General features: G+C 35.2%; 25 protein-coding genes. 12 read left to right on the top strand and 13 right to left on the bottom strand.

What is annotated here, in order from left to right; all coding sequences use genetic code 11:
- Positions 1-87: 87 nt before the first annotated feature.
- Positions 88-285 carry a hypothetical protein gene (locus H5V42_RS00125; RefSeq protein ID WP_185781081.1) on the bottom strand — a complete coding sequence of 66 codons (198 nt, stop codon included), beginning with the start codon at positions 283-285 and terminating at the stop codon, positions 88-90.
- A gap of 95 nt (positions 286-380) precedes the next feature.
- Here H5V42_RS00125 and H5V42_RS00120 point away from each other — a divergent pair, with 95 nt between their 5' ends.
- The gene (locus H5V42_RS00120; protein WP_185781080.1) at positions 381-1,697 is read left to right on the top strand and encodes a D-alanyl-D-alanine carboxypeptidase; all 1,317 of its coding nucleotides are present in this window, start codon (positions 381-383) and stop codon (positions 1,695-1,697) included.
- On the opposite strand, the gene H5V42_RS00115 is transcribed toward H5V42_RS00120, so the two are convergent.
- The 5 genes from H5V42_RS00115 to H5V42_RS00095 all read right to left on the bottom strand — a co-directional run bounded on the left by H5V42_RS00115 (position 1,694) and on the right by H5V42_RS00095 (position 4,707).
- Positions 1,694-2,020: a heavy metal-binding domain-containing protein gene (locus H5V42_RS00115; protein ID WP_185781079.1), complete on the bottom strand. Its 327-nt coding sequence runs from the start codon at positions 2,018-2,020 to the stop codon at positions 1,694-1,696. The two genes, H5V42_RS00120 and H5V42_RS00115, sit on opposite strands and share 4 nt — an antisense overlap.
- Positions 2,021-2,025: 5 nt before the next feature.
- The gene (gene nudK / locus H5V42_RS00110) at positions 2,026-2,610 is read right to left on the bottom strand and encodes a GDP-mannose pyrophosphatase NudK (protein WP_185781078.1); all 585 of its coding nucleotides are present in this window, start codon (positions 2,608-2,610) and stop codon (positions 2,026-2,028) included.
- An 8-nt stretch (positions 2,611-2,618) separates the two neighbouring features.
- Positions 2,619-3,272, bottom strand: coding sequence for a DUF2461 domain-containing protein (locus tag H5V42_RS00105; protein WP_185781077.1), 654 nt, complete (start codon positions 3,270-3,272; stop codon positions 2,619-2,621).
- A gap of 66 nt (positions 3,273-3,338) precedes the next feature.
- Positions 3,339-4,139, bottom strand: a complete 801-nt coding sequence (locus H5V42_RS00100; RefSeq protein WP_185781076.1) for a TIGR00266 family protein — start codon at positions 4,137-4,139, stop codon at positions 3,339-3,341.
- 112 nt (positions 4,140-4,251) lie between these two features.
- Positions 4,252-4,707: a DUF4442 domain-containing protein gene (locus tag H5V42_RS00095; RefSeq protein WP_185781075.1), complete on the bottom strand. Its 456-nt coding sequence runs from the start codon at positions 4,705-4,707 to the stop codon at positions 4,252-4,254.
- A 157-nt stretch (positions 4,708-4,864) separates the two neighbouring features.
- Between H5V42_RS00095 and H5V42_RS00090 the strand changes: the two genes are divergently transcribed.
- The 5 genes from H5V42_RS00090 to H5V42_RS00070 all read left to right on the top strand — a co-directional run bounded on the left by H5V42_RS00090 (position 4,865) and on the right by H5V42_RS00070 (position 9,043).
- Positions 4,865-5,341 (top strand): DUF4870 domain-containing protein, encoded by a 477-nt coding sequence (locus H5V42_RS00090; protein WP_185781074.1) that lies wholly within the window; start codon positions 4,865-4,867, stop codon positions 5,339-5,341.
- A 168-nt stretch (positions 5,342-5,509) separates the two neighbouring features.
- A complete protein-coding gene (locus tag H5V42_RS00085) occupies positions 5,510-5,839 on the top strand; it encodes a PadR family transcriptional regulator (protein ID WP_185781073.1) in 330 nt (109 codons plus the stop codon).
- A 14-nt stretch (positions 5,840-5,853) separates the two neighbouring features.
- Positions 5,854-7,629, top strand: coding sequence for a PspC domain-containing protein (locus H5V42_RS00080; protein WP_185781072.1), 1,776 nt, complete (start codon positions 5,854-5,856; stop codon positions 7,627-7,629).
- Between the two features lie 86 nt (positions 7,630-7,715).
- Positions 7,716-8,438 (top strand): head GIN domain-containing protein, encoded by a 723-nt coding sequence (locus H5V42_RS00075; protein ID WP_185781071.1) that lies wholly within the window; start codon positions 7,716-7,718, stop codon positions 8,436-8,438.
- A 152-nt stretch (positions 8,439-8,590) separates the two neighbouring features.
- Positions 8,591-9,043: a hypothetical protein gene (locus H5V42_RS00070; protein WP_185781070.1), complete on the top strand. Its 453-nt coding sequence runs from the start codon at positions 8,591-8,593 to the stop codon at positions 9,041-9,043.
- A 27-nt stretch (positions 9,044-9,070) separates the two neighbouring features.
- Here H5V42_RS00070 and trxB read toward each other — a convergent pair whose 3' ends face one another.
- Entirely contained in the window at positions 9,071-10,048 is a 978-nt protein-coding gene (gene trxB / locus H5V42_RS00065; RefSeq protein WP_185781069.1) for a thioredoxin-disulfide reductase, read from the bottom strand.
- A 231-nt stretch (positions 10,049-10,279) separates the two neighbouring features.
- Here trxB and H5V42_RS00060 point away from each other — a divergent pair, with 231 nt between their 5' ends.
- Positions 10,280-10,657 (top strand): arsenate reductase family protein, encoded by a 378-nt coding sequence (locus H5V42_RS00060; RefSeq protein ID WP_185781068.1) that lies wholly within the window; start codon positions 10,280-10,282, stop codon positions 10,655-10,657.
- A gap of 60 nt (positions 10,658-10,717) precedes the next feature.
- On the opposite strand, the gene H5V42_RS00055 is transcribed toward H5V42_RS00060, so the two are convergent.
- From H5V42_RS00055 to H5V42_RS00035, 5 genes are all read right to left on the bottom strand, one after another.
- Entirely contained in the window at positions 10,718-10,903 is a 186-nt protein-coding gene (locus tag H5V42_RS00055; RefSeq protein ID WP_185781067.1) for a CsbD family protein, read from the bottom strand.
- Positions 10,904-10,983: 80 nt separating this feature from the next.
- A complete protein-coding gene (locus H5V42_RS00050; protein WP_185781066.1) occupies positions 10,984-13,011 on the bottom strand; it encodes a TonB-dependent receptor family protein in 2,028 nt (675 codons plus the stop codon).
- Positions 13,012-13,013: 2 nt separating this feature from the next.
- Positions 13,014-16,427 (bottom strand): methylmalonyl-CoA mutase family protein, encoded by a 3,414-nt coding sequence (locus tag H5V42_RS00045; RefSeq protein WP_185781065.1) that lies wholly within the window; start codon positions 16,425-16,427, stop codon positions 13,014-13,016.
- A 105-nt stretch (positions 16,428-16,532) separates the two neighbouring features.
- The gene (locus H5V42_RS00040; protein WP_185781064.1) at positions 16,533-17,255 is read right to left on the bottom strand and encodes a gluconate 2-dehydrogenase subunit 3 family protein; all 723 of its coding nucleotides are present in this window, start codon (positions 17,253-17,255) and stop codon (positions 16,533-16,535) included.
- Positions 17,256-17,258: 3 nt separating this feature from the next.
- On the bottom strand, positions 17,259-18,983 hold the full coding sequence (locus H5V42_RS00035; protein ID WP_185781063.1) for a GMC family oxidoreductase: 1,725 nt from the start codon (positions 18,981-18,983) through the stop codon (positions 17,259-17,261).
- Between the two features lie 262 nt (positions 18,984-19,245).
- Here H5V42_RS00035 and H5V42_RS00030 point away from each other — a divergent pair, with 262 nt between their 5' ends.
- Positions 19,246-19,713: a hemerythrin domain-containing protein gene (locus H5V42_RS00030; RefSeq protein ID WP_185781062.1), complete on the top strand. Its 468-nt coding sequence runs from the start codon at positions 19,246-19,248 to the stop codon at positions 19,711-19,713.
- A gap of 55 nt (positions 19,714-19,768) precedes the next feature.
- Here H5V42_RS00030 and H5V42_RS00025 read toward each other — a convergent pair whose 3' ends face one another.
- Positions 19,769-21,550 (bottom strand): arylsulfatase, encoded by a 1,782-nt coding sequence (locus tag H5V42_RS00025; RefSeq protein ID WP_185781061.1) that lies wholly within the window; start codon positions 21,548-21,550, stop codon positions 19,769-19,771.
- Between the two features lie 402 nt (positions 21,551-21,952).
- Between H5V42_RS00025 and H5V42_RS00020 the strand changes: the two genes are divergently transcribed.
- The 4 genes from H5V42_RS00020 (at position 21,953) to H5V42_RS00005 (ending at position 24,874) form a co-directional block, all read left to right on the top strand.
- Positions 21,953-22,537, top strand: a complete 585-nt coding sequence (locus H5V42_RS00020) for a hypothetical protein (RefSeq protein ID WP_185781060.1) — start codon at positions 21,953-21,955, stop codon at positions 22,535-22,537.
- 146 nt (positions 22,538-22,683) lie between these two features.
- Positions 22,684-23,178: a MepB family protein gene (locus H5V42_RS00015; RefSeq protein WP_185781059.1), complete on the top strand. Its 495-nt coding sequence runs from the start codon at positions 22,684-22,686 to the stop codon at positions 23,176-23,178.
- 155 nt (positions 23,179-23,333) lie between these two features.
- Entirely contained in the window at positions 23,334-23,987 is a 654-nt protein-coding gene (locus H5V42_RS00010) for a DUF4240 domain-containing protein (protein WP_185781058.1), read from the top strand.
- Positions 23,988-24,085: 98 nt separating this feature from the next.
- Entirely contained in the window at positions 24,086-24,874 is a 789-nt protein-coding gene (locus tag H5V42_RS00005; RefSeq protein ID WP_185781057.1) for a hypothetical protein, read from the top strand.
- Positions 24,875-24,999 lie beyond the last annotated feature (125 nt).

Below are 24,999 nucleotides of genomic sequence, written 5' to 3'. Positions count from 1 at the left end.
ATATAAGTACCTTTTTGTGGTAAAATATCTACAGAATATTGACAATAAAGAATGTAAATAAATAAAAAACCGCCTTTCGGCGGTTATCTATACTTTTAAATAAATTAAACTGGAGTGTAATTCTGGTTTATCTAGCACATAGGTTTGTAACCAGATTTTTAATTCTTCAACTTCATTGGGAAGTAAATTTGAACTTGCCTTTCGCACCTCTTTCATAAACAATCTTGCATCAAAACTAACCTTTTGCAGAATAGTAATGGTGTACTCAAGCATTGATTTTGCCATACTTATTTGTTTGTTTTAGGTTGAACATTGCTCTTCTAAGTTAACGTAAAAAACTTTATCTTGTTAGAATTGGCAGTTAAAAACTAGGCAAATTTGTGTTAAAATCGATAAAAAGCAATTTACAACTTGTTGTAAATCAGTATAAAACCTACAACCTTCTCTTTATCTTAGTAGCATTTGCTCTAGTATCGAGTTGTTCAACTCTTAAAAATAATAGGGATAAAAAAATTATTGCTGATGTTCTTAAAACGCAGCGCAAGACGAACTTCCATTCTGGAATTTTAGTCGTTGACCAAAAATCAACAGACACGCTAATCAACTACAATAGTTCTAAAAATTTTATTCCGGCTAGTACCCTTAAACTTCTTACTTTTTTCACCGCTAAAAACTATTTAGAAAAATATATTCCTGCCATGTTTTATGAGGTTATTGGTGATACCTTATTTATAAAAGGTACTGGTGATCCCAGTTTTCTAAATCCGAATTTAAAAGATAGCACTGCCCTAAAATTCTTGAGCAAATTTCCTGTTGTTTCCATTGATATGTCTAATTACGAAGGAAATAGATATATGCCCGGCTGGGCTTGGGAAGATTATTCCTACTATTTTTCTCCAGAATTAACTTCATTTCCAATACATAGAAACGTAGTTCAGTTTTCCTCCAAAGATTCATTAGAGGTGAGCCCTGCCTATTTTAATAAAAATGTACGAAGAACAGAAAACAAATCTAAACGTGAGGAAAACCAAAATATATTCCATATCAATTCAAATTTGTTAGACACACTTCAAATACCGTTTAAAACCTCTTCAACCTTAACCGTAGACTTGCTTAGTAATTTAACTAAACAATCTGTTGTTGAAACAACAACTTCTACACCACTGAGTAACGTTTTGTATGGTAAAGAAACAGATAGTATATACAAACAAATGCTTTGGGAGAGTGATAACTTTACTGCTGAACAAATGCTTTTAGTCTCTTCTTCAACACTATCAGACACCCTAAGTTTTAATAATATAAAATCTAAGATACTGGACGAACATTTTAAAGAAGAACAAAAGCAATTGCGTTGGGTAGATGGTTCCGGACTTTCTAGATATAACCTAGCCAGTCCTAAATTTTTTATTACTCTTTTAAATAAGCTATACAACCAAGTACCTGAAAATGAGCTCTTCCACCTTTTACCTACTTGGAATGCCAACGGCACGGTGCTTAAGCCCGAACCAAATACCAACTATTTTATTTTTGCCAAATCTGGTTCCATGGGTAATGTTTACAACCTATGTGGTTATCTTAAAACAAAAAAAGGTTCAGTGTTACTTTTTAGTTTTATGAATACTAATTTTAACGGTTCTAGTGCAGAAATAAGGGCAACTCTACACAAAACCTTGGTTGCACTACACAATGCATACTAAACTTGTTGAAATTTTACTGCAGTACCCGAAGCGGTAACCATAATCATACCTCCATTAGCACCTAGGGTTTCGTAGTCTAAATCAATGCCTATAACGGCATTTGCTCCTTTACTGGCCGCGTTACTAGACATTTCTTGGAGTGCATTTTCACGTGCTTCTCGTAAAACTTTTTCATAAGACCCTGAACGACCGCCCACTACATCTCGTATAGTTGCAAATACATCTTTGATAATATTAGCTCCAATTATAGTTTCACCAGTAACTACTCCTATATACTCGGTTACCTTATATCCTTCTATTTGATTTGTTGTTGTTAATAGCATAGTTATTAATTTAAAAGATTGTTTACCTGTGCCCATTGCAAAAGCAATATGGTTTTTGCGTCTCTAATTTCCTGGGTTTTAATCATTTTTAGTGCTTTCTCAAAAGACAACTCCAGAACTTCTATATTTTCCGTTTCGTTTGCTGCACCACCACCATCACTAACCTTCATTTTATCTTGATATTCACCTATAAATAGATATAGAATTTCTGTTACCGACCCCGGTGACATGTATGTTTCAAAAACGCGTTTAACATTTTCAATTTTATAACCCGTTTCTTCTTCGGTTTCTTTTCGTATACAATCTTCAGGATTATCACCATCTAACAATCCTGCACAAACTTCTATCATCATACCATCTTCATTACCATTTACATAAGTTGGCATTCGAAATTGCTTCGTTAAAATTACAGTGCCTTTTATTTTGTTGTATAATAAAATACCAGCCCCGTTACCTCTATCATAAGCTTCTCTATGCTGTTCTTCCCAAGTACCATCTGGTTTTTGATATTCAAATGAATATTTATGAAGTGTATACCAATTATCAGATAATAATGTTTTTTTGATATGTCTAATATTTTCGTTTTTCATAGTGAATTTTAAATCATTGCTGCCTCGTTTAAATATCGCCTAAAAGGAAGCATTTCTTGGTAAACCGATACTATCTTTTCATTAAAGTTTGGAGCAAGAACTTCTTCTTTAGACAACTCATGAACAACAGCGAAAGTTTTATGCTTTAGCAATGCTATATGTTCATGTTCTTTGCTAAATCCTTTAGGTGGGTTTTTCAATTTTTCGTCTTCGTAGAGTTCACCAAATGTTGATTTAAAAGATTTTTTATTCAATATGTCTTTAAAAACCTCACCATTATAATCAATACCATCTCTAATATTTCTTAAAATCTTAGGTTCTGGTCGCCAAAAGCCACCCGCTAATACACATTGTTTTAAGCCTATTTCTATATAAAAGTCTGCTGAATTTGGCGCCTTATCTAAACCCGCCCCAAAATGGTCTTTGTAAACCGGTTTGTTGGGATGAAACATCAAATTATTATTGATACGATTTATTCCCTTTTTACCTGGGGTTGCATAATAATTTGGGTCGATTTCAGCAACCCTCAAATCGAGTTCATCTAGCCAATGAATAAACGCTGTACGAACTTCTTGATACCATTTTCTATTGGTATCCATCCATGCTTTAGAATTGTTTTTGTTTAAAGTTTCTAGGAATTTAAACAGGTTTTGAAAGTTCATACACTATTGATTAGATTAATTAACCTAAAATAGGAATCTAACCTTGAAATTGTTATTTAAAATTATTTAAAATCTGTTATCGCCATCTAGTAAATCTCCAAGACCGCCTAAAATACTACCTTCACCTTTGTCTTTACCTCCACCTCTAGGAGCAGCTGCCCAAACACGACCTGCCAATCTGCTAAATGGTAATGACTGAATATAAACTGTTCCGGGCCCACGAAGCGTTGCAAAAAACAAACCTTCACCACCAAAAACAGTGTTCTTAATTCCTCCAATAAACTCAATGTTATAATCCACGGTTTGTGAAAAACCAACAATACAACCGGTATCTACTTTTAATACTTCACCAGCTACCAAGTCTTTTCTAGCAAGCGTGCCTCCTGCATGAACAAAGGCCATTCCGTCACCTTCTAATTTTTGCATAATAAAGCCCTCGCCACCAAATAAACCTCTACCTAATCGTTTAGAAAATTCAATACCTACGGTTACCCCTTTTGCTGCACATAAAAAAGCATCTTTCTGACAAATAAACTTACCCCCTTTTTCAGACAAATCTATGGGTACAATTTTACCGGGATATGGAGAGGCAAAACTCACCTTCTTTTTACCTTGACCTATATTTAAAAAGGCAGTCATAAATAAGCTCTCCCCGGTTAGAATACGTTTACCTGCCGAAAATATTTTACCTAAAACTCCAGATTCTTGATTTGAACCATCGCCAAAAATGGTATCCATTTTTATGTCGTTGTCCATCATCATAAAGCTTCCGGCTTCTGCAACTACCGCCTCTTGAGGGTCTAACTCAATTTCAACGTATTGCATTTCTTCTCCGTAAATATCATAGTCTATTTCGTGTGCATTCATTTTTTGATTGATTTTAATGTGATACTAATACGTTGTAAAAATTTAATTTTTGTTACAAAAAAAAGACCATAAAATTGGTCTTTTGCTATAATTGAAGTAAACAACTATGGTTTTATTGCTTTAGTCTTATGGTCCATTCAAAATTAAAAGTGGATACCACAACCCCGTCTTCATTAACGCCTACTGATTTCATCCAAAACTTCTGACCTTCGCCAGTTGTTATAGTTTGTTCAATGGCTTCTTTAATTAAATGCCCATCTTCACATGTAAACGTAATTCTACCTGTTGCCTTTTTAGAAAAATTGGCGTTGTTGTTTTGAACAAGCATTGAAATTTTCTTTCCACTTTCTCTTATTTGTTCGATAACCATTGCTCCTGTACTTAGCTCAGCAGCCATACCTTGAACAGCCCAAAACATGCTTTTAAACGGATTTTGATTCGCCCATTTATGTTTCACAGTTGTCACTGCCTTTTTTTCATCTAAATGTGTTAATCGTACTCCCGTCCACCAAGCAGAAGGTAATTTAAAAAAGGTAAACGTATTGAATTTACTAGGTTTTGTAGCCATTGAATTGCTTTAATTTTCGCTAAAATAAACCAATTTTATAAATCTTTACATTGTTAAAACTATGTTAATTTTTAGTACTTTGTTTTACATAGTACTAGTTTTTGGATATATATTTGCATCATAAGCTAGTAGGTAATCAATTAATCATCAATCAAAAATGGAAACCACTTTAAGCAAACATGAACGAAATTTATCAGCGATAATACACGCTTCAACTCTCTCTAAGTATTTTATACCTCTAGGTAATTTTATTCTGCCTTTGGTATTATGGTTAGCAAATAGAAATGAATTAAAGTTTGTTGACTATAATGGTAAACAGGCATTAAACTTTCAAATAAGCATGCTGTTATACTCCTTATTAGCTGGCATGATTACCATTCCCTTTTTTATTGGAAATTTTCCAGATATTTTTCAAAATAGTGGTTGGAATGGTTTCTGGGATTGGGATAATATCAATATTCATTGGGATAGTAATGATTTTCCGTTTAATAGATTCTTTTGGCCTGCTGGTATAGCTGGTTTAGTGCACGCTGCATTAACTATTATAAATCTAGTTTATACCATTCTAGCAACTCTGAGAACTAATGAAGGTGAGTATTTTGAGTATCCAATCACTATAAAATTTATAAAGTAATTACTATGAAGTAGGCGTTTATTCATCAATCAAAAAACAATCATCAATCAATCATCAATCAATCAACCTAGTTTCCACTCCCTTCTCTAATCAAGAAGGGAGCGGCGGAAACAAAAAGAACATCACGTTCAAAAAACGAACAGTTAATTATATAAGAACCATGAAGTTATGAATATAGAAAACACAAAAGCACAAATGCGCAAGGGGGTTCTAGAATACTGTATTTTGTCTATTTTAAAAGATGATGACAAATACGCTTCTGAAATTTTAGGAGCTCTTAAAGACGCTAAAATGCTTGTGGTTGAAGGCACTATTTATCCTTTATTAACAAGGTTAAAAAATGCCGGACTTTTAAACTACAGATGGGAGGAGTCAACCTCTGGACCACCAAGAAAATATTACGCCCTAACAGAAACCGGACAGTTATTTTTAAAAGAACTTAACGGTACTTGGGATGAACTAAGGAATGCAGTAAATCTGGTAACCAACAACAATTAAGACATCAACAGAAAATGAACAAGACAGTAAATATAAATTTGGCAAATACCTTCTTTCATATAGATGAAGAAGCGTATAACAAATTAAGGCTATATCTAGAAGCCATTAAAAGGTCCTTTTCAGGTACCGCTGGCAGCGAAGAGATACTTACAGATATTGAAGCTCGTATTGCAGAATTGTTTTCTGAAAAAATGGAGCACGAGCGCCAAGTAATCACGCAAATCGAAGTTGACCATGTTATTAATATTATGGGGCAACCAGAAGATTACATGGTAGACGAAGATATCTTTGAAGATGCACCAAGACCACGGTCAGAAGCTCCAAAAAAAGGAAAAAAACTGTATAGAGATATTGACCACAAATTTATTAGTGGGGTTTGTTCTGGTTTAGAACACTATTTAGGGGTAGATGCCCTTTGGATACGTTTAATATTTATCTTTTTAGCAATAGTAACCTCGGGCTTTTGGTTATTGGTTTACATAATTCTATGGATTCTAGTTCCTGAAGCAGCAACTACGAGCCAAAAATTAGATATGCGGGGAGAGCCCGTCAACATCAGCAATATAGAACGCAAAGTAAAAGAGGGGTTTGTTGATGTTGCCGACAAAGTAAAAAACGTTGATTACCAAAAAGTAGGTGATCAAGTTAAAAGCAGCTCCAGAACTTTTTTCGACACCATTGGTGATATTTTTATGTTCCTATTTAAAGTGTTTGGCAAATTCATTGGAATTGTAATGATTCTAACCGGTGCTGCTGCACTTTTAGGCTTATTTATAAGCTTATTTACCATTGGTATATTTAAAGCAGTAAACCTACCAGGTGTTGACTTTTACGATATTGTGAATACCACTGCGGCACCTGTTTGGCTGGTTTCAATATTAGTGTTTTTTGCTGTTGGTATTCCATTCTTTTTTGTACTCTATTTGGGACTTAAAATTCTTGTAAACAACTTAAAATCTATTGGTAATGTGGCAAAATATAGCTTGTTAGGCCTTTGGTTAGTTGCTATTACCTTACTGGTATTTTTTGGAGTTAAACAATCTATGGCGTTTGCTTACACGGGCACTACTACTGACACTAAAGAACTTGTGCAGTTACAACCACAAGACACTTTAGTTATTGGTATGCAAAGTGCTGACTATCTAGATTTTGAAAACAGTATGTCTTTTGACGACTTAGAGCTTGTGTATACCGATGAAGGCGAACCTATAATCTATTCTGACAATGTAAGACTAGATTTAAAACTTGCTAAGGATAGTTTACTACAAGTAAAAGTAAAGAAGGATGCTGACGGTTCTTCATTTGAAGAAGCTCGCAATCGTTCAGATAAAATTCAATATGAATATACTTATGCCAATGGTACGCTGCTTTTCAATGATTTTTTAACTACACCTAAGGATGCTAAAATGAGAAATCAAGAAATACGTGCAGAAGTTTATATACCAGCAGGTACTGTAGTAGATTTTGGTAGAAGTCTTAAAGGACACATGGGCAGAGGTACAAAAAATAATAAAGATTATTACAGAAGTGAAATAGTTGATTACCAGTGGGTCATGGGCAGCGATGGCATTTTAGAATGTCTAGACTGCCCTGATGACCCTGAAATGGAAGGCAACTTCAAAATTGATGAAAATGGCATTGATATTAATGTTGGTGAAGAAAATGGGCACGTTAAAATCGGGGAAAACGGAATTGATATTGACGTAAAGGATGATGGCGAATCTGTAATACTTAAAATAGATGAAAATGGTATTCAGGTTAAAGCTAAAGACAACGACGATGACAATTGAGAAGCTAAATTCAACAATTGAGTACGAATTAATTCAAAACAACAATCTTTTAAAATACATTTAATCAATCAATTAAAACAAACATCATGACAACATTAGCGAGAATAGCCGTAGCCATCATCATGTCATTATTTGCATCATCTTGTATGTTTGATGTAAATTTTGGCTCAGGCAAACAAGGTAACGGTCAAGTTACCGAAGAAACTAGAACAGTAACTGAAGATTTTACAGAAGTTTATGCTTCTGAAGGTCTAGATGTTTTTGTAACTCAAGACGATGAATTTAAAATTGTGGTTGAAGCAGATGAAAATGTAATTGACCTAATTGAAACTGATATTAACAACGGTCGATTAAAAATTCATACCACAGAAAATATTGGAAGAGCTACAAAAAATGTATACGTGTCTTTACCAAGAGTTACCGCCTTAGAAAGCTCTAGTGGAGCTGATTTACTTGGTCAGAATGTAATTTCAGCTGAAAGATTACATATTGAAGCTTCTAGTGGTTCTGACATTGAAGCAGAGGTTTCCGCGGAGGAAATTAACGCCAATTGTAGCAGCGGAGCAGACATTAAACTAAGTGGTAAAACAGATAGTTTTTATGCAGACGCAAGCAGTGGTTCAGATATTAGAGCTAGAGGGTTAGAAGCAAGAACATGCGATGCCAATGCAAGTAGTGGCGCAGATATCGATGTTAATGTTATCGAAAGTCTCATAGCCGATGCTAGTAGCGGAGCAGATATTTCGTACTCAGGAGACCCAAGTGTTCAAAAATCAAAATCGGTTTCTGGGAGTGTGAGAAAACAATAATTTTCATTGTGTTAACCAACCTTAAAATGCCTTTAGTTGGCTACTAAAGGCATTTTTAATTTGATAATATTTGTAGTATTATTTTAACATATCTTCAAAATTATTCGTACCTTTTATAGAAATATTCAACACGAACCAAAATTTATAGCAAAATGAAAAAAATTTTCGCACTCTTATTTTTGGTCTTGTTGTTAGTTGGTGCAACTACAATGGAGACCGATGCTTCTTCAGATTCTTTTAACTCTATAGAGGGTACTTGGGAATTGGTTAGTTTTTATAATTATGATGATGGTATAAATATTTCTGACACTGTAGAAAAAGACGAAGGCTACAGACAGGTAAAAATGTATTACAACGGTAAAATAATGTGGTCTAGATATGTTCCTGGGGAACCAAATGGTAGGTTCGGCTATGGTTCATATGAAATTGAAGATGGTCATTTAATTGAAACTATTGAGTATGGCGATGCCGAAATGATGAAAGCTTTAGACACCTTAAGACTATTTAAATTTGAGCTAGATTTGAATGCTAAAAATTACAGTCAGATAAGTTATGATGAAGAAGGAAATCGAACTTTTTCTGAAAACTATAAACGTATAGATTAAAAAAAGCCGCTTTAAGCGGCTTTTTTATTAATCCCATCTTGCAGTGGCTTCCTCTACAGAGCCGACTTCTGCTAAATAACGTTCGGCATCTAAGGCTGCCATACAGCCTGTACCTGCAGCTGTAATTGCTTGTCTGTATATTTTATCTTGGGCATCACCACTTGCGAATACTCCAGGTTTGTTTGTTTTTGTAGAATCTGGTTTGGTAATAATATACCCTACATCGTCCATTTCTAACTGGCCTTTAAAAATATCAGTATTTGGTTTGTGACCAATTGCAATAAATAACCCTGTAATGGCTATTTCTTCTTTTTCACCTGTTTGATTGTTAACCATGCGTAAACCTTCTACTACCTGCTCACCTAAAACTTCATCTACCTCTGTATTGTATTTTATTTCAATGTTTGGTAAACTATTTACTCTATGCTGCATAGCTTTTGAAGCGCGCATATGGTCTTTACGAACTAACATTGTTACCTTTTTACAGATATTTGCTAAGTATGAAGCTTCTTCAGCGGCTGTATCCCCTGCTCCAACAATAGCAACCTCTTGTCCTTTATAAAAGAAACCATCACATACTGCACATGCAGAAACACCACCACCACGCAAGCGTTGTTCACTAGGTAAACCTAAATATTTTGCCGACGCGCCTGTAGAAATAATTACCGTCTCTGCTTCAATAACCTTACTATCGTCAATGGTAAGTTTGTGAATACCTCCAACTTCATCACTTAATTCTGTAGTGGTTACCATACCTATACGCACCTCTGTTCCAAAACGCTCAGCTTGTTGCTGTAACTGCACCATCATGCTTGGGCCATCTATCCCTTCTGGGTAACCAGGAAAGTTGTCAACCTCAGTAGTTGTTGTTAATTGGCCTCCCGGTTCCATTCCGGTATATAAAACTGGTCTTAAATCTGCTCTAGATGCATAAATTGCAGCGGTATAACCCGCTGGACCAGAACCTATTATAACTGTTTTTAATCTTTCTATTTGTTCAGACATAACACGTATTTCTATGAATATTTGCTATAACAAAAGTAGGGTTTTTGATAGGAACCTTACAGGGGTTTTATAAGTAATAACTAACAACCCATAGTTAATAATAATAACTGTTTTAAACGCTTAAAAGCAAAAGAGCAAATAATCAATTCATTTGACTTAATTCTAAACCTTTTTACCACGTACCTTTAAACTAAATCGTACAAAATGGGCGTAATTTCAAAACATAAAAACATGATACAATTATATTACAATTCTAAGGATTCTATTGGCAAACAAGCTGTAGGTTTTGTAAAAAGTAGTGACAAGAAGGTACAACTTATAGACATTTCTAAAGACACGGTAACCCCAACCCAGTGGGCCGAAATTTGTAAAGACCTTTCAGTAGATGCTTCACACATGGTCAATCAAGAACATCCTGACTTTACGTCAAATTATAAAGAAGATAATGTAGATTTAGAAAAGAACGACTGGCTAACCATGCTAAGTAAAAATCCGTTAATACTAGCTCACCCAGTGTTGCTTACGCATAAAAAAGCCATGTTTTTGAAAACCCCTTCTGATTTTGTAAAAATACAAGAAGCAGATAGTGCTACTATCGAAAAAGAATAAATAACTACTTGAGCAAAAAAAAGGGAGGCAAATGCCTCCCTTTTTTATTATTTATTGGTATTACCAATTATCTATTTCACTTTTTATTTCTTCCTTGGTTTTACCTGTTTTCTCTTGTAGTTTACCTACCATTTCATCAAATTTACCTTCGGTATAGGTAACATCATTATCTGTTAGTGAGCCATATTTTTGCTTAAACTCACCTTTAATTTGTTTCCATTTTCCTTCTAAAGTGTCGCTATTCATAGTTTTCTTTTTTTGTTCACCCCAAAATTGAAAATTTCTAAGGGTAACTATTGATGGAAATGAAGTAATTCCTGTTTCATTTAAAATAACAAGCGTAAACCCGCATACAAGTTAATGCCGGCTGCTGGTTCAAAATACCTATTACCAAAAGCATTAATACGAACATTATCACTATACTTTTGGTCTAAAAGATTGTTGACGCCTATATAGGGCTTCAATTTGAAACCCGTAAAAACAAAGGCTTTAGAAATATTAGAGCTTACCAAAAAAACTCCACCTTCTTCAATAGTGTTAGCATCATTGGCATAAAAAGAACCTCTATACTGCGTGTTTACTACTACAATGAAATTCGTGTCTGTAGTATAAATGCCTTGTACATTAAAAAGATGTTCAGGTATACCTGGTAGTTTGTTGTCATTAAAACTTCCGTTTGGGAGTTCATATTCCTCATAGGTAAATTTTGACCAACTGTAACTTGAATTTAGTTTTAGCTTAGGACTTAGGTAAACCGTATTTTCTAGTTCTAGACCAATTCTCTTGGTTTCTCCTGCATTTCTATAAAAGGTTCTTTCTGGAAAAGCTTCCAATTCAAATGGAACAATATCGCCTTTTGTTTTAATTGAAAATACGGTAGCATCTATAGCAATTTTAGCATTTGTAAAACTATAGCCTAATTCAAAATTAGAAGCGGTTTGCTCTGATAGCTCTTGATTAAACCCACCTTGATTTGTAGGATTTGCACTTAACTCACTTAATACAGGCGTTTCAAAACTGGTGGAGAAATTAGAAAAAAATGAATGTGCTTTGGTTAGTGCGTAGCGCACCCCAATACTTGGATTTAGTGTATTGAGATTAAGTTTATCTGAGGCATTACCATCTAATAAAAAATTGTCTTCTGCTTTAAGTTTGTTCGCATCAAAACGTAACCCGCCAGAAAAATTAAAGCTTCCCAATTGAGATTTTGCCAAAACAAAGGCACCAAAGTTTTGAAAAATTTCGTTTTGCTGAAGACTAACTTCACCTCTGTTGCCCAGTAAGTTATTGTATCGTGTACGTCTATCATTTTGTAAAGCCAGCTCATATCCAACTTGAAAAGAAATCTCTTCTTTACGCTTTAAAGGATAAAAACTGAGGTTGGACCCATGCCCCCAATAATTTCGAACTAAATCTACTGCGCCCCCATTTTCAAACGGAAGATAGTTTTCAAAATCACGATAGGAATAATACCCAAAACTATTGAATTCAATATCTGTTTTTTGCCATTGAAAAGCTAATCCTGTTTTTAATTGATTTACGGCTTCACTTGCATTAAAGTCAAGATTTCTATCTCTAGCTTGTCTTCTATCATTAGCAACATCCTCAGCGGTAATTCCGCCTGCGTCTTCTGCAATAGGACTATCTGTATAATTCAGTTGAACGATTAAATTTGAAGTATTTGATATAGCCCTTTTTGATTTTAAATTAAATTGATTGGTTTCAAATTTGCTGTGCTCGCGATAGCCGTCTGAAACCGTTCTATTCAGAAACAATACCGTCTCAAGCTTATCATTTTTAAGACCCCCTAAAGCTTGATAATTTTGAAAACCAAAGCTCCCTATTCCCGAAGAAAGGGTAAGAAAATCGTTTTCAAAATTACCTAAAGTAGAAATGCTTATAACTCCGCCAGAGGCATTACCATAAAGTGCTGAAGAAGCACCCCTTAAAATCTCAACATTTTGTATGAGTCCTAAACCCAAATTATCTATTTGGCCTTGACCATCTGGAGTAGTTTCTGGAATACCATCTACAATCAACTTTACTCCTCTAATACCAAAAGCTGACCTTGACCCAAAACCTCTTATTGAAATTCTAGAATCTTGAGCAAAATTGTTGCTATTTTGAATAAACAACCCTGGAACGCCTTGTAAATAGTTATTCAGCGTAAGTTGCTGCATGTTCTCTCTCTCTAAAGCAAATGATTTTACTGTTATTGAAGAAGGAGACTCATTTTTTACTGTTTTTAGCCGTGTAGCTTCAACTACAACAGAATCTAATTTAATAGGCTGAACTTGAGCTTGTATGCAACTAAAAATAAGCCCTAAAGACAATACTAAAAACCGCTTTATCATACTTACATATTTCTTCTATATTGCCCGCCTACTTCAAAAAGTGCGTTCGTTATTTCACCTAAAGAACAATATTTGCTTACTTCCATTAGCTCTTCAAAAATATTTTCGTTACGCATAGCTACCTGTTGCAATTGACCAAGCTTTTCTTTTGTATTCCAAGCTTTATGTAAATTGTTTAAGGTTTTAATTTGATTTTCTTTTTCATCTTCTGTAGCTCTAATTACTTCTTGTGGTAAAACCGTTGGAGAGCCTTTGCTACTCAAAAAGGTATTTACCCCAATAATAGGATATTCACCATTATGTTTTAGCGTTTCATAATGCAAGCTTTCTTCTTGTATTTTACCTCTTTGATACATAGTCTCCATAGCGCCTAAAACACCGCCTCGTTCTGTAATTCTATCAAACTCTTGAAGTACGGCCTCTTCTACCAAATCTGTTAACTCTTCTATAATAAAAGAACCCTGTAACGGATTTTCATTTTTAGCTAAACCCAGTTCTCTATTAATAATTAATTGAATAGCCATTGCTCTTCTTACAGACTCTTCGGTTGGGGTTGTTATAGCTTCATCATAAGCGTTGGTGTGTAAAGAATTGCAATTGTCATAGATGGCATACAGCGCCTGCAAAGTGGTTCTAATGTCATTAAAATCAATTTCTTGAGCATGTAAGCTTCTACCTGAAGTTTGAATATGATATTTCAACATTTGAGCACGCGGACTAGCACCATACTTTAATTTCATGGCTTTTGCCCAAATTTTTCTTGCCACACGACCAATAACAGCATATTCAGGGTCTATTCCGTTAGAAAAGAAGAATGATAAATTAGGTCCGAATTTATCAATATCCATTCCTCTACTTAAGTAATATTCTACGTACGTAAATCCGTTAGCTAAGGTAAAAGCCAACTGTGTTATAGGGTTTGCACCAGCCTCTGCTATATGATACCCAGAAATGGAAACCGAATAAAAGTTTCTAACATTGTTAGCTATGAAATAGGCTTGCACATCACCCATTAGCTTTAAAGCAAATTCCGTAGAAAAAATACAGGTGTTTTGCGCTTGGTCTTCCTTTAAAATATCAGCTTGTACGGTACCTCTAACCTGAGAAATGGTAGTAGCTTTAATAGTATGGTAAACTTCTAAAGGCAAAACTTGGTCACCAGTAACGCCCAGTAAAAACAATCCTAAACCATTATTACCTTCTGGCAGCTCCCCAAAATAGGTTGGCCTTTCTTTGTCTTTATAAATAGCATCAATTTTTGACTGAACTTCTTTTTCTAAGCCGTTTTCTTTGATGTAAATCTCACACTGTTGGTCAATTGCTGCATTCATAAAATAGGCCAACAACATAGGTGCTGGGCCATTTATAGTCATGCTTACTGATGTTTTAGGGTCAGCAAGATTAAATCCTGAATACAGTTTTTTGGCATCATCTAAACAACAAATAGAAACCCCTGCATTACCAATTTTACCATAAATATCTGGTCTGTAATCAGGGTCGTTACCATATAAAGTTACAGAGTCAAACGCTGTTGATAAACGCTTGGCGGGTTGTTCTAAGCTTACATAATGAAATCTTCTATTGGTACGCTCTGGACCGCCTTCACCGGCAAACATTCTTGTGGGGTCTTCCCCTTTACGTTTAAACGGATATAAACCTGCAGTATACGGAAATTCTCCCGGTACATTTTCTTGTAGTAACCATGTTAAAATATCTCCCCACGAGCTAAACCTAGGCAGTGCCACCTTTGGAATTTCTTTTTGTGATAACGAAGTGGTATGCGTATCCATCCGAATTTCTTTATCACGCACCTTGAAAATATATTCTGGTGCCTTATACTTTTCTACAACACTGCTCCAGTTTAAAATTTGTTCCCAATGGTGCGGATTTAAATTCATTTTAGCACGGTCAAATTCAGCTAGTAATACCTTTACGACCGAGCTTTTTTCCTCGGATATTTTAGCGGAATTTATTTCAATACCTGTCTTTGTTAATTCAGGATTTTGATTACTTAACGCTGCAATAGTTTTATAAAAACCGAATAACTGCTCTGCAATTTCAGCTTGCGCTTTCACCATGCTGTCATAGCTTCTATTATTTTCCGCTATTTCTGATAAATAACGCACACGAGCTGGAGGAATAATATATATTTTTTCACTCTCACCTTCTTCGGTATATAACGTAGTTATAAAATCTGCACCTGTTTTTTCTGCTATAGTTTTAAATATTCTGGAATACAAGCTGTTCATTCCAGGGTCGTTAAACTGAGAGGCTTGGGTACCAAAAATGGGCAATTCTTCTTGTGGAATATCCCACAAGTTGTTATTACGCATATATTGTTTGCGAACGTCTCTCAATGCATCTTGAGCTCCCCTTTTATCAAACTTGTTAATGGCTACCAAATCAGCAAAATCTAGCATGTCTATCTTTTCTAATTGCGTAGCTGCACCAAATTCTGGTGTCATTACATACAACGAAACATCAGAGTGTTCAATAATTTCAGTATCAGATTGACCTATACCTGAAGTTTCTAAGATGATCAAGTCAAATTTTGCTGCCTTAAGTACTTCAATAGCTTCATTTACATATTTTGATAATGCTAAATTTGATTGGCGGGTAGCTAAACTGCGCATATAAACTCTTGAATCGTTTATGGCATTCATGCGAATACGGTCTCCCAAAAGGGCTCCACCAGTTTTACGTTTAGAGGGGTCAACAGATATGAGGCCAATAGTTTTTTCAGGAAAGTCTAATAAAAACCTACGAACCAATTCATCTACTAAACTAGATTTACCTGCACCACCAGTACCCGTAATACCTAATACCGGAGTGGTAGCCGTTTTATTACTGTTTTTTATTTTAGTTAAAATATCGGCAGCAACTTCTGGGAAGTTTTCTGCTGCAGAAATAACTCTAGCTATAGCTCCTGGTTCACGTGCTTGCAACCTCTTGATATCAACTGCAAGCTCATCTCCGATAGGATAATCTGATTTTTGAACCAAATCGTTAATCATGCCCTGCAGTCCCATTTCTCGCCCATCATCAGGAGAGTAAATTCGGGTTATTCCATATTCCATTAAAGCCTTAATCTCTTCTGGAAGAATTACACCACCACCGCCTCCAAATATTTTTATATGACCAGCTCCTTTCTCTTGAAGTAAATCATACATGTATTTAAAATATTCGTTATGCCCGCCTTGATAAGAGGTCATAGCAATGGCGTTAGCATCTTCTTGAATTGCAGTATTTACCACCTCTTCAACACTTCTATCATGACCTAAATGAATAACTTCACAACCGGTTGCTTGTATGATTCTACGCATGATATTTATAGACGCATCATGACCATCAAAAAGCGAAGCAGCAGTAACTATTCTTACTTTGTTCTTAGGTTTATAAATTTCCGGAGACTTCATTCAGTTTAATTCAGTTTCTACAAATTTACAGGTTTAAAATGGGCTTTTTAAAAATGAAAAAGCACCGATTTCTCGGTGCTTTTCGTTTTTGGCTGGTAGTATATTTTAAGTGAGGAGGTTACCGTTCTCATCCCACTCTGCTTTTATATTGCGTTTGCTTTGGTCTACACACTTGGCCAACCATTCTGGTTCATAAGATACCCCATGTTGTGCCAATATTTCTTCTGGAACACCATCCCATACGTTGGGCTGATTACCCTTATAACCCAATTCTTCAATACCTATTTCTGAGGTATAAAAACCTGTCATTGTTAAATTACGAACTATAGAAAAGAAGTTAACTTCAAAGGGTCTTTCATCCCAAGGTTCTTCGGGATTGTAATACGCAATTTTATCTAAAATAGCTTTTTGTTGTTCTGGTGTGGCAGATTTAAAATCCATTTCATACAAATCGTTGCTGGTATGGTCTAACCACATTAAACCCCCACGCAAGTCGGTTTGAAGATTTTCATTTTCAACTTCACCATCAAATGCCATAAAATCTATAAACGAAACTACATCTGCATCTGAGGCTCCTTTAAACTCCTCGCTTGGTGGTAAAATTAAATCACACAACACCACCATTGTTTCTCTCTGGTGGTCATTAAAAAACGCTTTAGAGGCAATGGCTTCGTCTCGCTCTCTTTCCATCGGAGTTCTGCCATAAAATTTATTGGCCTGTGCTACACTTTGCTCAATTTCTTCTGGTGCGGTATTGCAACCTTTTAAGGCTAGCCCGCCAGCCACAGAACCTAGCACAATTGACTTTATACTTTTTCTTCTATCCATGGCTTAAATGTTTTGTTTTTTTAATTGTTCTACAATGTGTTCTGAGGCTCTCCATGATAGTGCCATTATTGTCCATGTACAGTTCTTATCGGCCTGCGAAACAAAAGGGCCTGCATCTACAATAAATACATTGTCTACATCATGTAATTGTTGAAACTCATTAACTACAGAGGTTTTAGGGTTGTCACCCATTCTAGTGGTACCTACCTCATGTATAATTCTACCTGGTGTATGCAAACCGTAGTTTTTATCTGCTCCTGGTCTTTCACCTAAAGGTTCACCACCCATATTATGAATGATTTCTTCGAAAGTATCGTGCGCATGTTTAGCTTGATTTCGTTCTAAATCTGACCATTTATAATGAAAACGCAATACCGGAATACCAAATTCATCAACCACATTAGGGTCTATTTCACAGTAGTTTTCTTTACGAGATATTGATTCTCCCCTAGAGGAAATGCCCATAGTAGCACCGTAGTATTTCTTAGCATCACTACGCAGTATATCACCATAACCACCCACCTTGGTTCCAAAGAATTTATTGAAATCGTTTACATTGAAACCAAAACCGTAATTAGGCATACCCATACCACCCCAAATTTCTAAATGGTATCCGCGTGGAAAATCTAATTTTGAATTGTCTCCCCACCACGGTGAATAAATATGCATTCCGCCAACACCATCTTCGTTGTACGATACCTTTCTATTCATTAAATCTGGAATAAAAGCAGCTCTATCAGCACCAGTAGAATCATGAAGATATTTACCTACGACATCACTACTGTTACCTAAGCCATTAGGATGTTGCTCACTTTTTGAATTCAATAAAATTCTTGCCGAACTGCACGCTGACGCTCCTAATACAACAACTTTACCCTTGAGTTTATATTCTCTACGGTCTTCTTTATTAATGTACGATACTCCAGTAGCTCTACCTTCACTATCTGTTGTTACGGTTCTAACCATGCAGTTTACAAAAAGGTCTACTTGTCCTTTACTTTTCTGGGCCGGAAAAATTAAACAGGTACCTGCTGAAAAATCAGCGTAGACTTGACATGCTCTGCTGCATTGTCCGCAATAGAAACATACTCCGCGCTCATCATTTATACGTTTGGTAAGCATCGACATTCTAGAAGGATAAACTGGTATACCCGATTTTCTAGCTCCTTTGATATAAAAAAGCTCATGAAGCCTTGGTTTTGGAGGAGGTAAAAAATAACCATCAGGGTCGTTAGGTAGCCCTTCGTTAGTTCCAAACACCCCAATTAGTTTGTCTAGTTTATCGTAATACGGTTTTATATCCTCATAACCTATGGGCCAATTGTCTCCATAACCATCAACATCTTTATGCTTAAAATCTTTAGGTCCGAAACGAAGTGAAATTCTTCCCCAGTGATTGGTTCTACCCCCTAACATATGAGACCTGAACCAATCGAATTTTGTGCCTTCTACATGGGTATAGGGTTCGCCTTCAATATCCCAACCACCATAAGCGGCATCAAAATCTCCGAAAGGACGAAAACGTGTACTTGCTCCTCTACGAGGACTCTCATACGGCCATTTTAATTGGGTTTGATGTTTTGGGTCCGCTGGGTCAAAAAACGGTCCTGCTTCTACTACAGCAACTTTTAATCCTGCCTCGGCGAGTATTTTTGTTGCCATACCCCCTCCTGCTCCCGAGCCAACTATAATGGCATCGTAAACGGTGGAGTTCTCAATAATCTGCATGTGAATTTGTTTAGTTTAGTTTAATAGTAGTTTCGTTAGAATTTCCTTAGCCTAGTGGCTTTTAAAGATAATTAAACGATTTATAATATTCTACCCTGCCTGCACAGTACTTATTAAGCGTTCTTGTTAATTTTTTGCGATTTCTATGAAATGAGTTCTCTTTTGATGCAAACGAACTACCCTTCACTACTACTTGTTAGTACTTTGCTGATGCGTTTACAACTTTATGTATTGCTAATAAAAATTACTTAAAAATAGAGCTATGAAAATTTACAATGCCATTAAAAAAGACCACGACATTCAACGAGATTTATGTGATAAATTAAAAGAGACTTCTGGTGCCTCAGAGGAACGTAAAAATCTCTGGGAAGAGCTAAAAAAAGAACTTCAGGTACATACCGTAGCTGAGGAACGTTATTTTTATTCGCCCCTTATAGAAACTGATAAAATGCAGGAAGATGCTAGACATGGTATGGCTGAACATCATGAGATGGATGAACTTATTGAAGAATTAGACACTACAGATATGAGTTCGCCTCACTGGATTGCCACTGCAGAAAAACTTTTTGAAAAAGTTGAGCATCATTTAGAAGATGAGGAAGAAGATTTTTTTCCTAAGGCTAAAGAAATATATTCAAAAACCGAAGCTGATAACTTGGCAAGTGACTATGAGCGTTCCATGCAAGAATACAGAAATTCATGGCCAGAAAACATTCCAGGCAACCACTAATATGTATTTGGGTTACTAATGTAAAAATTGGTAACCTTTACTTTTTAGGTCTGAATTAGTAGTTGTTCTCTTCTACTTTTATAAACTGCAAAAGTCTAAAATCAATTCCTTGTTTTCCAACAATTTTAGGCGATTTTAAGGTTAAATTGTATTCGCCCTTTTCTAAGTTTAATTGCCCCATTGGCAATGCTTTAAAATCTTTAACGTAAGATTCTTTTCGCGGATGTTTATCCTGCTCCATCCCTACCAAAGGTGGGTCAAAAGACTCTGTAACTGCGTTTTCTAGTTCATTGTTTTCTGCAATTAACTTTAGTGTTGTTCCAATATTAGCTGCTTTACAGGTGTAATAGAGCACTACCTTAAATTTGCCATCTTCTAGAACTTTTACAGGCCAAAAAATGGAGTCTTTCTCACTCACCCAATTGGTGTAAAAAGAATCGTTTGGCCATTTATTACTGCGTTTAATTTGTCCTGTAGCATTTGCATCTCTAGCTGGTAATTGGGTGTACTTTGCTTCTGGAAATCCTAACGTAAAATGCACTTTTTGTTGTTTGGCTTCTTTTAGGTTGGCAAGTGTAAACCACGCCTCTTTTAAATTAATTAATGAGTCTTTTAATTGTTGATGGCTATCAGAAATATCGTTTTGTTGTTCAATATCTGTATGCATATTGTAAAGTCTATTTTCGTGGTCTAAACGAAAATCTTGTGTGCGCACACTGGTTCCTCCATTCCAGTAATTAAACAATACTCTGTTCTCTATTTCTTCAGTTTTTAATATACTTTTGGATAAATCTCTACCGTCTAATGCCTTTGTATTGTATGGTATATTAGCCAAGGTTGCTAGTGTTGGCAAAATATCTATACCACTAGCTATAGTGTTCACTGTCTTTTTTTTAGAAATGCTATTTGGCCATTGCATATAACAAACCGTTTTTACACCGCCTTCATCGGTTGAACCTTTAATGCCCCGTAAACCACCATTATATCTTACTGAATTTGGACCATTGTCTGATAAAAAAACAACAATAGTATTTTCAAGTTTATTTTCCTTTTTTAGCTGGTCTAGTAGACGCCCAACATTATAATCAATATTTTCTACCATAGCTAATGCAGCCTTGGTAAATAGTTCATCTTCATCTTCAGAAGTTTTTAATTTTAAACTGGTATTTGCGAACTTTTTGTAGAATGAATCTGGTACCTGCATTGGACTATGTGGCGTATTTAAAGGTAGGTACAAAAAGAAAGGAGTCTCTTTATTTGCTTTTATAAAATCAATAGCCCTAGTAACCAAATCATCCGCTAAAAAGCCATTGCCTTTCACAAGTTCTCCATTATGTTCTAGGGTAGGACTAAAATAATTACCCCAATGACCGGAACAGAATCCGTAAAAATCTTGAAAACCTCTATTATTTGGATGGTAGGGTGGTTGCATACCATTATGCCACTTACCATAAGCAGCTGTTGCATAGCCAGAATTTTGAAACACATCGGCAATAGTTTCTACCCCTAATTTCATGCGTTCACCCCCTTCTGAGGTTGAATACACCCCTAATCTGGTGTGGTATATACCCGTTAACAATTCTGCTCGGGTTGGGGAGCAAACTGGCTGTACAAAAAAGTTATTGAATTTTAGACCATTTGCCGCAATACCATCTATATTGGGTGTAGCAATATTGGAGTTGCCAGTACTGCTTAAGTCTCCCCACCCCTGGTCATCTGTTAAAATGATGATTACATTGGGTGGTACGGTTTCTATTTGCTTTTTAGGCTCATTATGGCATGAAGAAAGTGTCCAAATAACAGCACTAAGTACTGTTATTTTCTTAAGAATATTCATCTTTTCAATTAAAAATTAAAGTAAAACGGGTTGCTTTATCTAGTACTGAATTTACGTTAATAGTTCCACTATACAAATGCATTATTTACCTGGATGTACTTAATCTGGCACGTTGGTCATTTGCTGTGGCTGCAGCAAAACCTATGTGGTTTTGTTCTTTAATTTCTATGTTCATAAATTAGATAGATATACATTATGGTACAACTGCAAAAAAGAACATAAGATATTAAAAAAGCTAAGGATTATAAGCTTTAACTTAGATGTATTGCATGTAGTAAACTGTAATAAGGTGGTATTTAAGTACTGCTAATTTTAACCCTAGCGGTTAGAAAAACACTTATCTTAGGTCCACATATAAAAGAAATATAAATCATGATTTATATTTCTATGTTGTAAAACATAATGAAACAGACTTTCAGCATATTAATAATTCTTGTGACATTTCAAATGTCATTTGCTTGTAGTTGTGGAAAATATCGGACTTTTATATCTGCAAGTAAGGACAGTGAATTAGTAATAAAAGCCAGAGTTCTAAAACACAATTATTACAACCGACATGGACAATCTATTTTAAAAAACGAACTTGATAAAAACAAACGTTTCGGACATTCTATACTTGTCGAAGTTTTGGAAATCTTAAAAGGAAAAGAAATCAGGACAACTTTTGAAATTTATGGTGGCTGGGAAATGGAATGGGCTTTTGATTGTAAAAGTAAAATTGACGGAATGGAAACTGGAAAAACCTATATTTTTTCTTTGCATCAAGCAGAAAACTCAAAATTCAGTCAAATAAATGAAAGTATAGACGACTATTCCCTTTATGCTTGCCAAGAATCTTACATTGAATTTATTGACAAAACGGAATCTGTGAAAGGTGTTCTGAAAGGAAAAAACTTGGACAGAATTAGAATAATGTCTTATGACAAATTGAAAAATAAAATTACGTTTTACAACACCGGCTATAATTCATTGTGGCGGATTTCCTAAACGGAAATCCTTACTTTTAAGCTAAGGTTAGATTTCGGGCGGAATGTTCACTGCGTGAAATTCCACAACGAAATCATAGCCCAAACGTTGTATGTAATGCCCGAAACGCAACAGAGGAAATTGAAAAACTGAATGAAATTGAGCAAATGGACAAAAATCTAAACCAAATCAAAGCGGAAATTTATGATAAATGCTCTCTTAAAATTTCGGACTTCAAAACCGAAATGGAAAGTAATGAATATAATGCTTGCCGATTTCAACTCAACGGACTGAATATTTTGAGTAGAAACGCCAAAATAACACCAAAAAAAGTCGGACAATTTGTTACGTTTTGGAAACGAAATGGAAACGGACCGATTGAGCCATTTAACGAAAACGACCGAATTGACTTTTATACCGTGAACGTGAGAACTGAAAATGAATTTGGACAGTTTGTCTTTCCAAAATCCACGCTGGTAAAAAAAGGAATTATATCAACGGAAAAGAAAGAAGGGAAAAGAGGTTTCCGAGTTTATCCGAAATGGGATGTTGCGAAAAACAAACAAGCTGAACGAACTCAAAAATGGCAATTGAATTATTTTTATGAAATAAACGATTCGACTGATTTACAAAAAGTGACTGAATTGTATGATGGAAAATAAAGCACTACATACAACAATGTATAACCGCAATTACGGCGGATTCGACTACGTCCGAATCCACTCGGAATTGCCAAAGTCAGTGCCAAACCGAAAATTAACGCATACTAACCCGTAACTGACGGTTATACGAGACCGTTAGCCACAATTAGAAGGAGATGAAAAAGCTTATATTATTTGTACTTGTTATTTCAAGCTTCAGTTGTTCATCAAATAATAAAAAAGGAGAAATGGGAATTTTTGACAAACTATTTGGGAAGAAAGAACAGAGTAGTACACCAAAAGAACCTGTTCAAAATTCTGAGAAATTAATGGATTCAGATAAATTTTGGGAAATAATTGCTACTTCTAAATCTAATAGCTCAGGCGACTATGAAAAACAACAAACCGAACTAGAAAAGGAGTTATTGAAATTGACAGCTATCGAAATATTAGAATTTGATAACAAGTTCAGGACGTTAAGAGGTGAAGTATATAACTGGGATTTTTGGGCCGCTGCATACATCATTAATGGTGGTTGTTCAGACGACTGTTTTTCAGACTTTAGAGGTTGGCTGATAGGACAAGGGAAATCAACTTTTGAAAATGCAGTTAAAGACATCAGCACATTAACTCAGCTTGAAAACACGAATGATGGAGACTGGGAAGGTTTAAGCTATGTTCCAACTGATGCTTATGAAAAAAAGACAGGAAATGACATGCCACAAGGAATCCGAGAAAACATCGATATTACTGGTTTAGAATGGGATGAAGAAGGTGACGACTTGCAAAATAAGTATCCAGAATTATGGAAAACTTTTGGAATGAATTAAAATAAAAAGTGGCTAACAATGGCTAAAAAATCATAGCTGCCCTAAGGGACAGCAACGCTTTTTAGCCGGAACGTTAGGCAACATAAAGACAAACGATATTGACAAATAGAAAAACCAATTTCAAAACCATCTGGCAAAGAGCCAAAATCAGACCAATTCTACTACTCTTTGCATTTCAAGGAATCGCATTTGCATTACTTCTTTTTCTTCCAATGGGCTTAATGATGAATTCATTAGGAAATAGCTTCCCATTTGTTGAAAACGCTGAAAAAATTGAAACTGATGGAATAAAATCGAATGCCATTCTAACTGGAATTAAAGGAATTGATAACATAACTATCAATGGAAATAATCCACAAATTCTGACTTATGAATTTGACAACAACGGACAGAAAACGGAATCAAAGTTTAGTGTTTTTGAACCTGAAAAAACTGATAATTTAAAAATCGGAGATATAATTCCAATTAAACATTTGAACGGAGAGTCAATGCCAACCGAATTTCAACAGTATTCGTTTAGTATGGATTTTATGTATTACATAGCTGGAGCCATTCTTTTGATTGGACTAATTCTTTGCTATCTTCTATACTCACTAATAAATAAGGAAATTTCCTTATATAAGACAGGCAGAATAATGGAAGGAAAAATAATCTCTATAAGTCATAATAAAGGTTTCACATTTTCGAAATTCGGTTCATCAATGGATGTACATTATGAATACGGAAATAATGTTGCAAAATCAAGGACGAATAATTTCGCTTTGACAAATAACAAATCTATTGGAGATTCAATTAAAATTTTAGTTTCTCAAGACGGAAATTCATCTTGTTTATATCCAGAATTGATTGCTAAAACTAATGGTTGGAAAGAAAATTACGTTGCCTAACAAAGAACTGAGTTAAAAAACAAGTTCTTTTAAGTTAATCTGGACACATAATTTTCATCATAGGGTATCCCTGATTTTGCAATGGCAAATGCTTGTTTTAAAAGTTTGTTGGACACTGCTATCAA

The sequence above is a fragment of the Croceivirga lutea genome, from assembly GCF_014235875.1.
In the GTDB taxonomy this organism is placed as follows: Bacteria; Bacteroidota; Bacteroidia; order Flavobacteriales; family Flavobacteriaceae; genus Croceivirga; species Croceivirga lutea.
Note: the sequence above shows the minus strand (reverse complement) of the source record. Positions and strands in the feature narration are given on the sequence as shown.

Bases quoted from the DNA above. Each gene is read 5' to 3' on its own strand.
- H5V42_RS00125 (WP_185781081.1), bottom strand. From the start codon at position 285: ATGGCAAAATCAATGCTTGAGTACACCATTACTATTCTGCAAAAGGTT.
- H5V42_RS00115 (WP_185781079.1), bottom strand. From the start codon at position 2,020: ATGCTATTAACAACAACAAATCAAATAGAAGGATATAAGGTAACCGAG.
- nudK (WP_185781078.1), bottom strand. From the start codon at position 2,610: ATGAAAAACGAAAATATTAGACATATCAAAAAAACATTATTATCTGAT.
- H5V42_RS00105 (WP_185781077.1), bottom strand. From the start codon at position 3,272: ATGAACTTTCAAAACCTGTTTAAATTCCTAGAAACTTTAAACAAAAAC.
- H5V42_RS00100 (WP_185781076.1), bottom strand. From the start codon at position 4,139: ATGAATGCACACGAAATAGACTATGATATTTACGGAGAAGAAATGCAA.
- H5V42_RS00095 (WP_185781075.1), bottom strand. From the start codon at position 4,707: ATGGCTACAAAACCTAGTAAATTCAATACGTTTACCTTTTTTAAATTA.
- H5V42_RS00090 (WP_185781074.1), top strand. From the start codon at position 4,865: ATGGAAACCACTTTAAGCAAACATGAACGAAATTTATCAGCGATAATA.
- H5V42_RS00085 (WP_185781073.1), top strand. From the start codon at position 5,510: ATGAATATAGAAAACACAAAAGCACAAATGCGCAAGGGGGTTCTAGAA.
- H5V42_RS00080 (WP_185781072.1), top strand. From the start codon at position 5,854: ATGAACAAGACAGTAAATATAAATTTGGCAAATACCTTCTTTCATATA.
- H5V42_RS00075 (WP_185781071.1), top strand. From the start codon at position 7,716: ATGACAACATTAGCGAGAATAGCCGTAGCCATCATCATGTCATTATTT.
- H5V42_RS00070 (WP_185781070.1), top strand. From the start codon at position 8,591: ATGAAAAAAATTTTCGCACTCTTATTTTTGGTCTTGTTGTTAGTTGGT.
- trxB (WP_185781069.1), bottom strand. From the start codon at position 10,048: ATGTCTGAACAAATAGAAAGATTAAAAACAGTTATAATAGGTTCTGGT.
- H5V42_RS00060 (WP_185781068.1), top strand. From the start codon at position 10,280: ATGATACAATTATATTACAATTCTAAGGATTCTATTGGCAAACAAGCT.
- H5V42_RS00055 (WP_185781067.1), bottom strand. From the start codon at position 10,903: ATGAATAGCGACACTTTAGAAGGAAAATGGAAACAAATTAAAGGTGAG.
- H5V42_RS00050 (WP_185781066.1), bottom strand. From the start codon at position 13,011: ATGATAAAGCGGTTTTTAGTATTGTCTTTAGGGCTTATTTTTAGTTGC.
- H5V42_RS00045 (WP_185781065.1), bottom strand. From the start codon at position 16,427: ATGAAGTCTCCGGAAATTTATAAACCTAAGAACAAAGTAAGAATAGTT.
- H5V42_RS00040 (WP_185781064.1), bottom strand. From the start codon at position 17,255: ATGGATAGAAGAAAAAGTATAAAGTCAATTGTGCTAGGTTCTGTGGCT.
- H5V42_RS00035 (WP_185781063.1), bottom strand. From the start codon at position 18,983: ATGCAGATTATTGAGAACTCCACCGTTTACGATGCCATTATAGTTGGC.
- H5V42_RS00030 (WP_185781062.1), top strand. From the start codon at position 19,246: ATGAAAATTTACAATGCCATTAAAAAAGACCACGACATTCAACGAGAT.
- H5V42_RS00025 (WP_185781061.1), bottom strand. From the start codon at position 21,550: ATGAATATTCTTAAGAAAATAACAGTACTTAGTGCTGTTATTTGGACA.
- H5V42_RS00020 (WP_185781060.1), top strand. From the start codon at position 21,953: ATGAAACAGACTTTCAGCATATTAATAATTCTTGTGACATTTCAAATG.
- H5V42_RS00015 (WP_185781059.1), top strand. From the start codon at position 22,684: ATGGACAAAAATCTAAACCAAATCAAAGCGGAAATTTATGATAAATGC.
- H5V42_RS00010 (WP_185781058.1), top strand. From the start codon at position 23,334: ATGAAAAAGCTTATATTATTTGTACTTGTTATTTCAAGCTTCAGTTGT.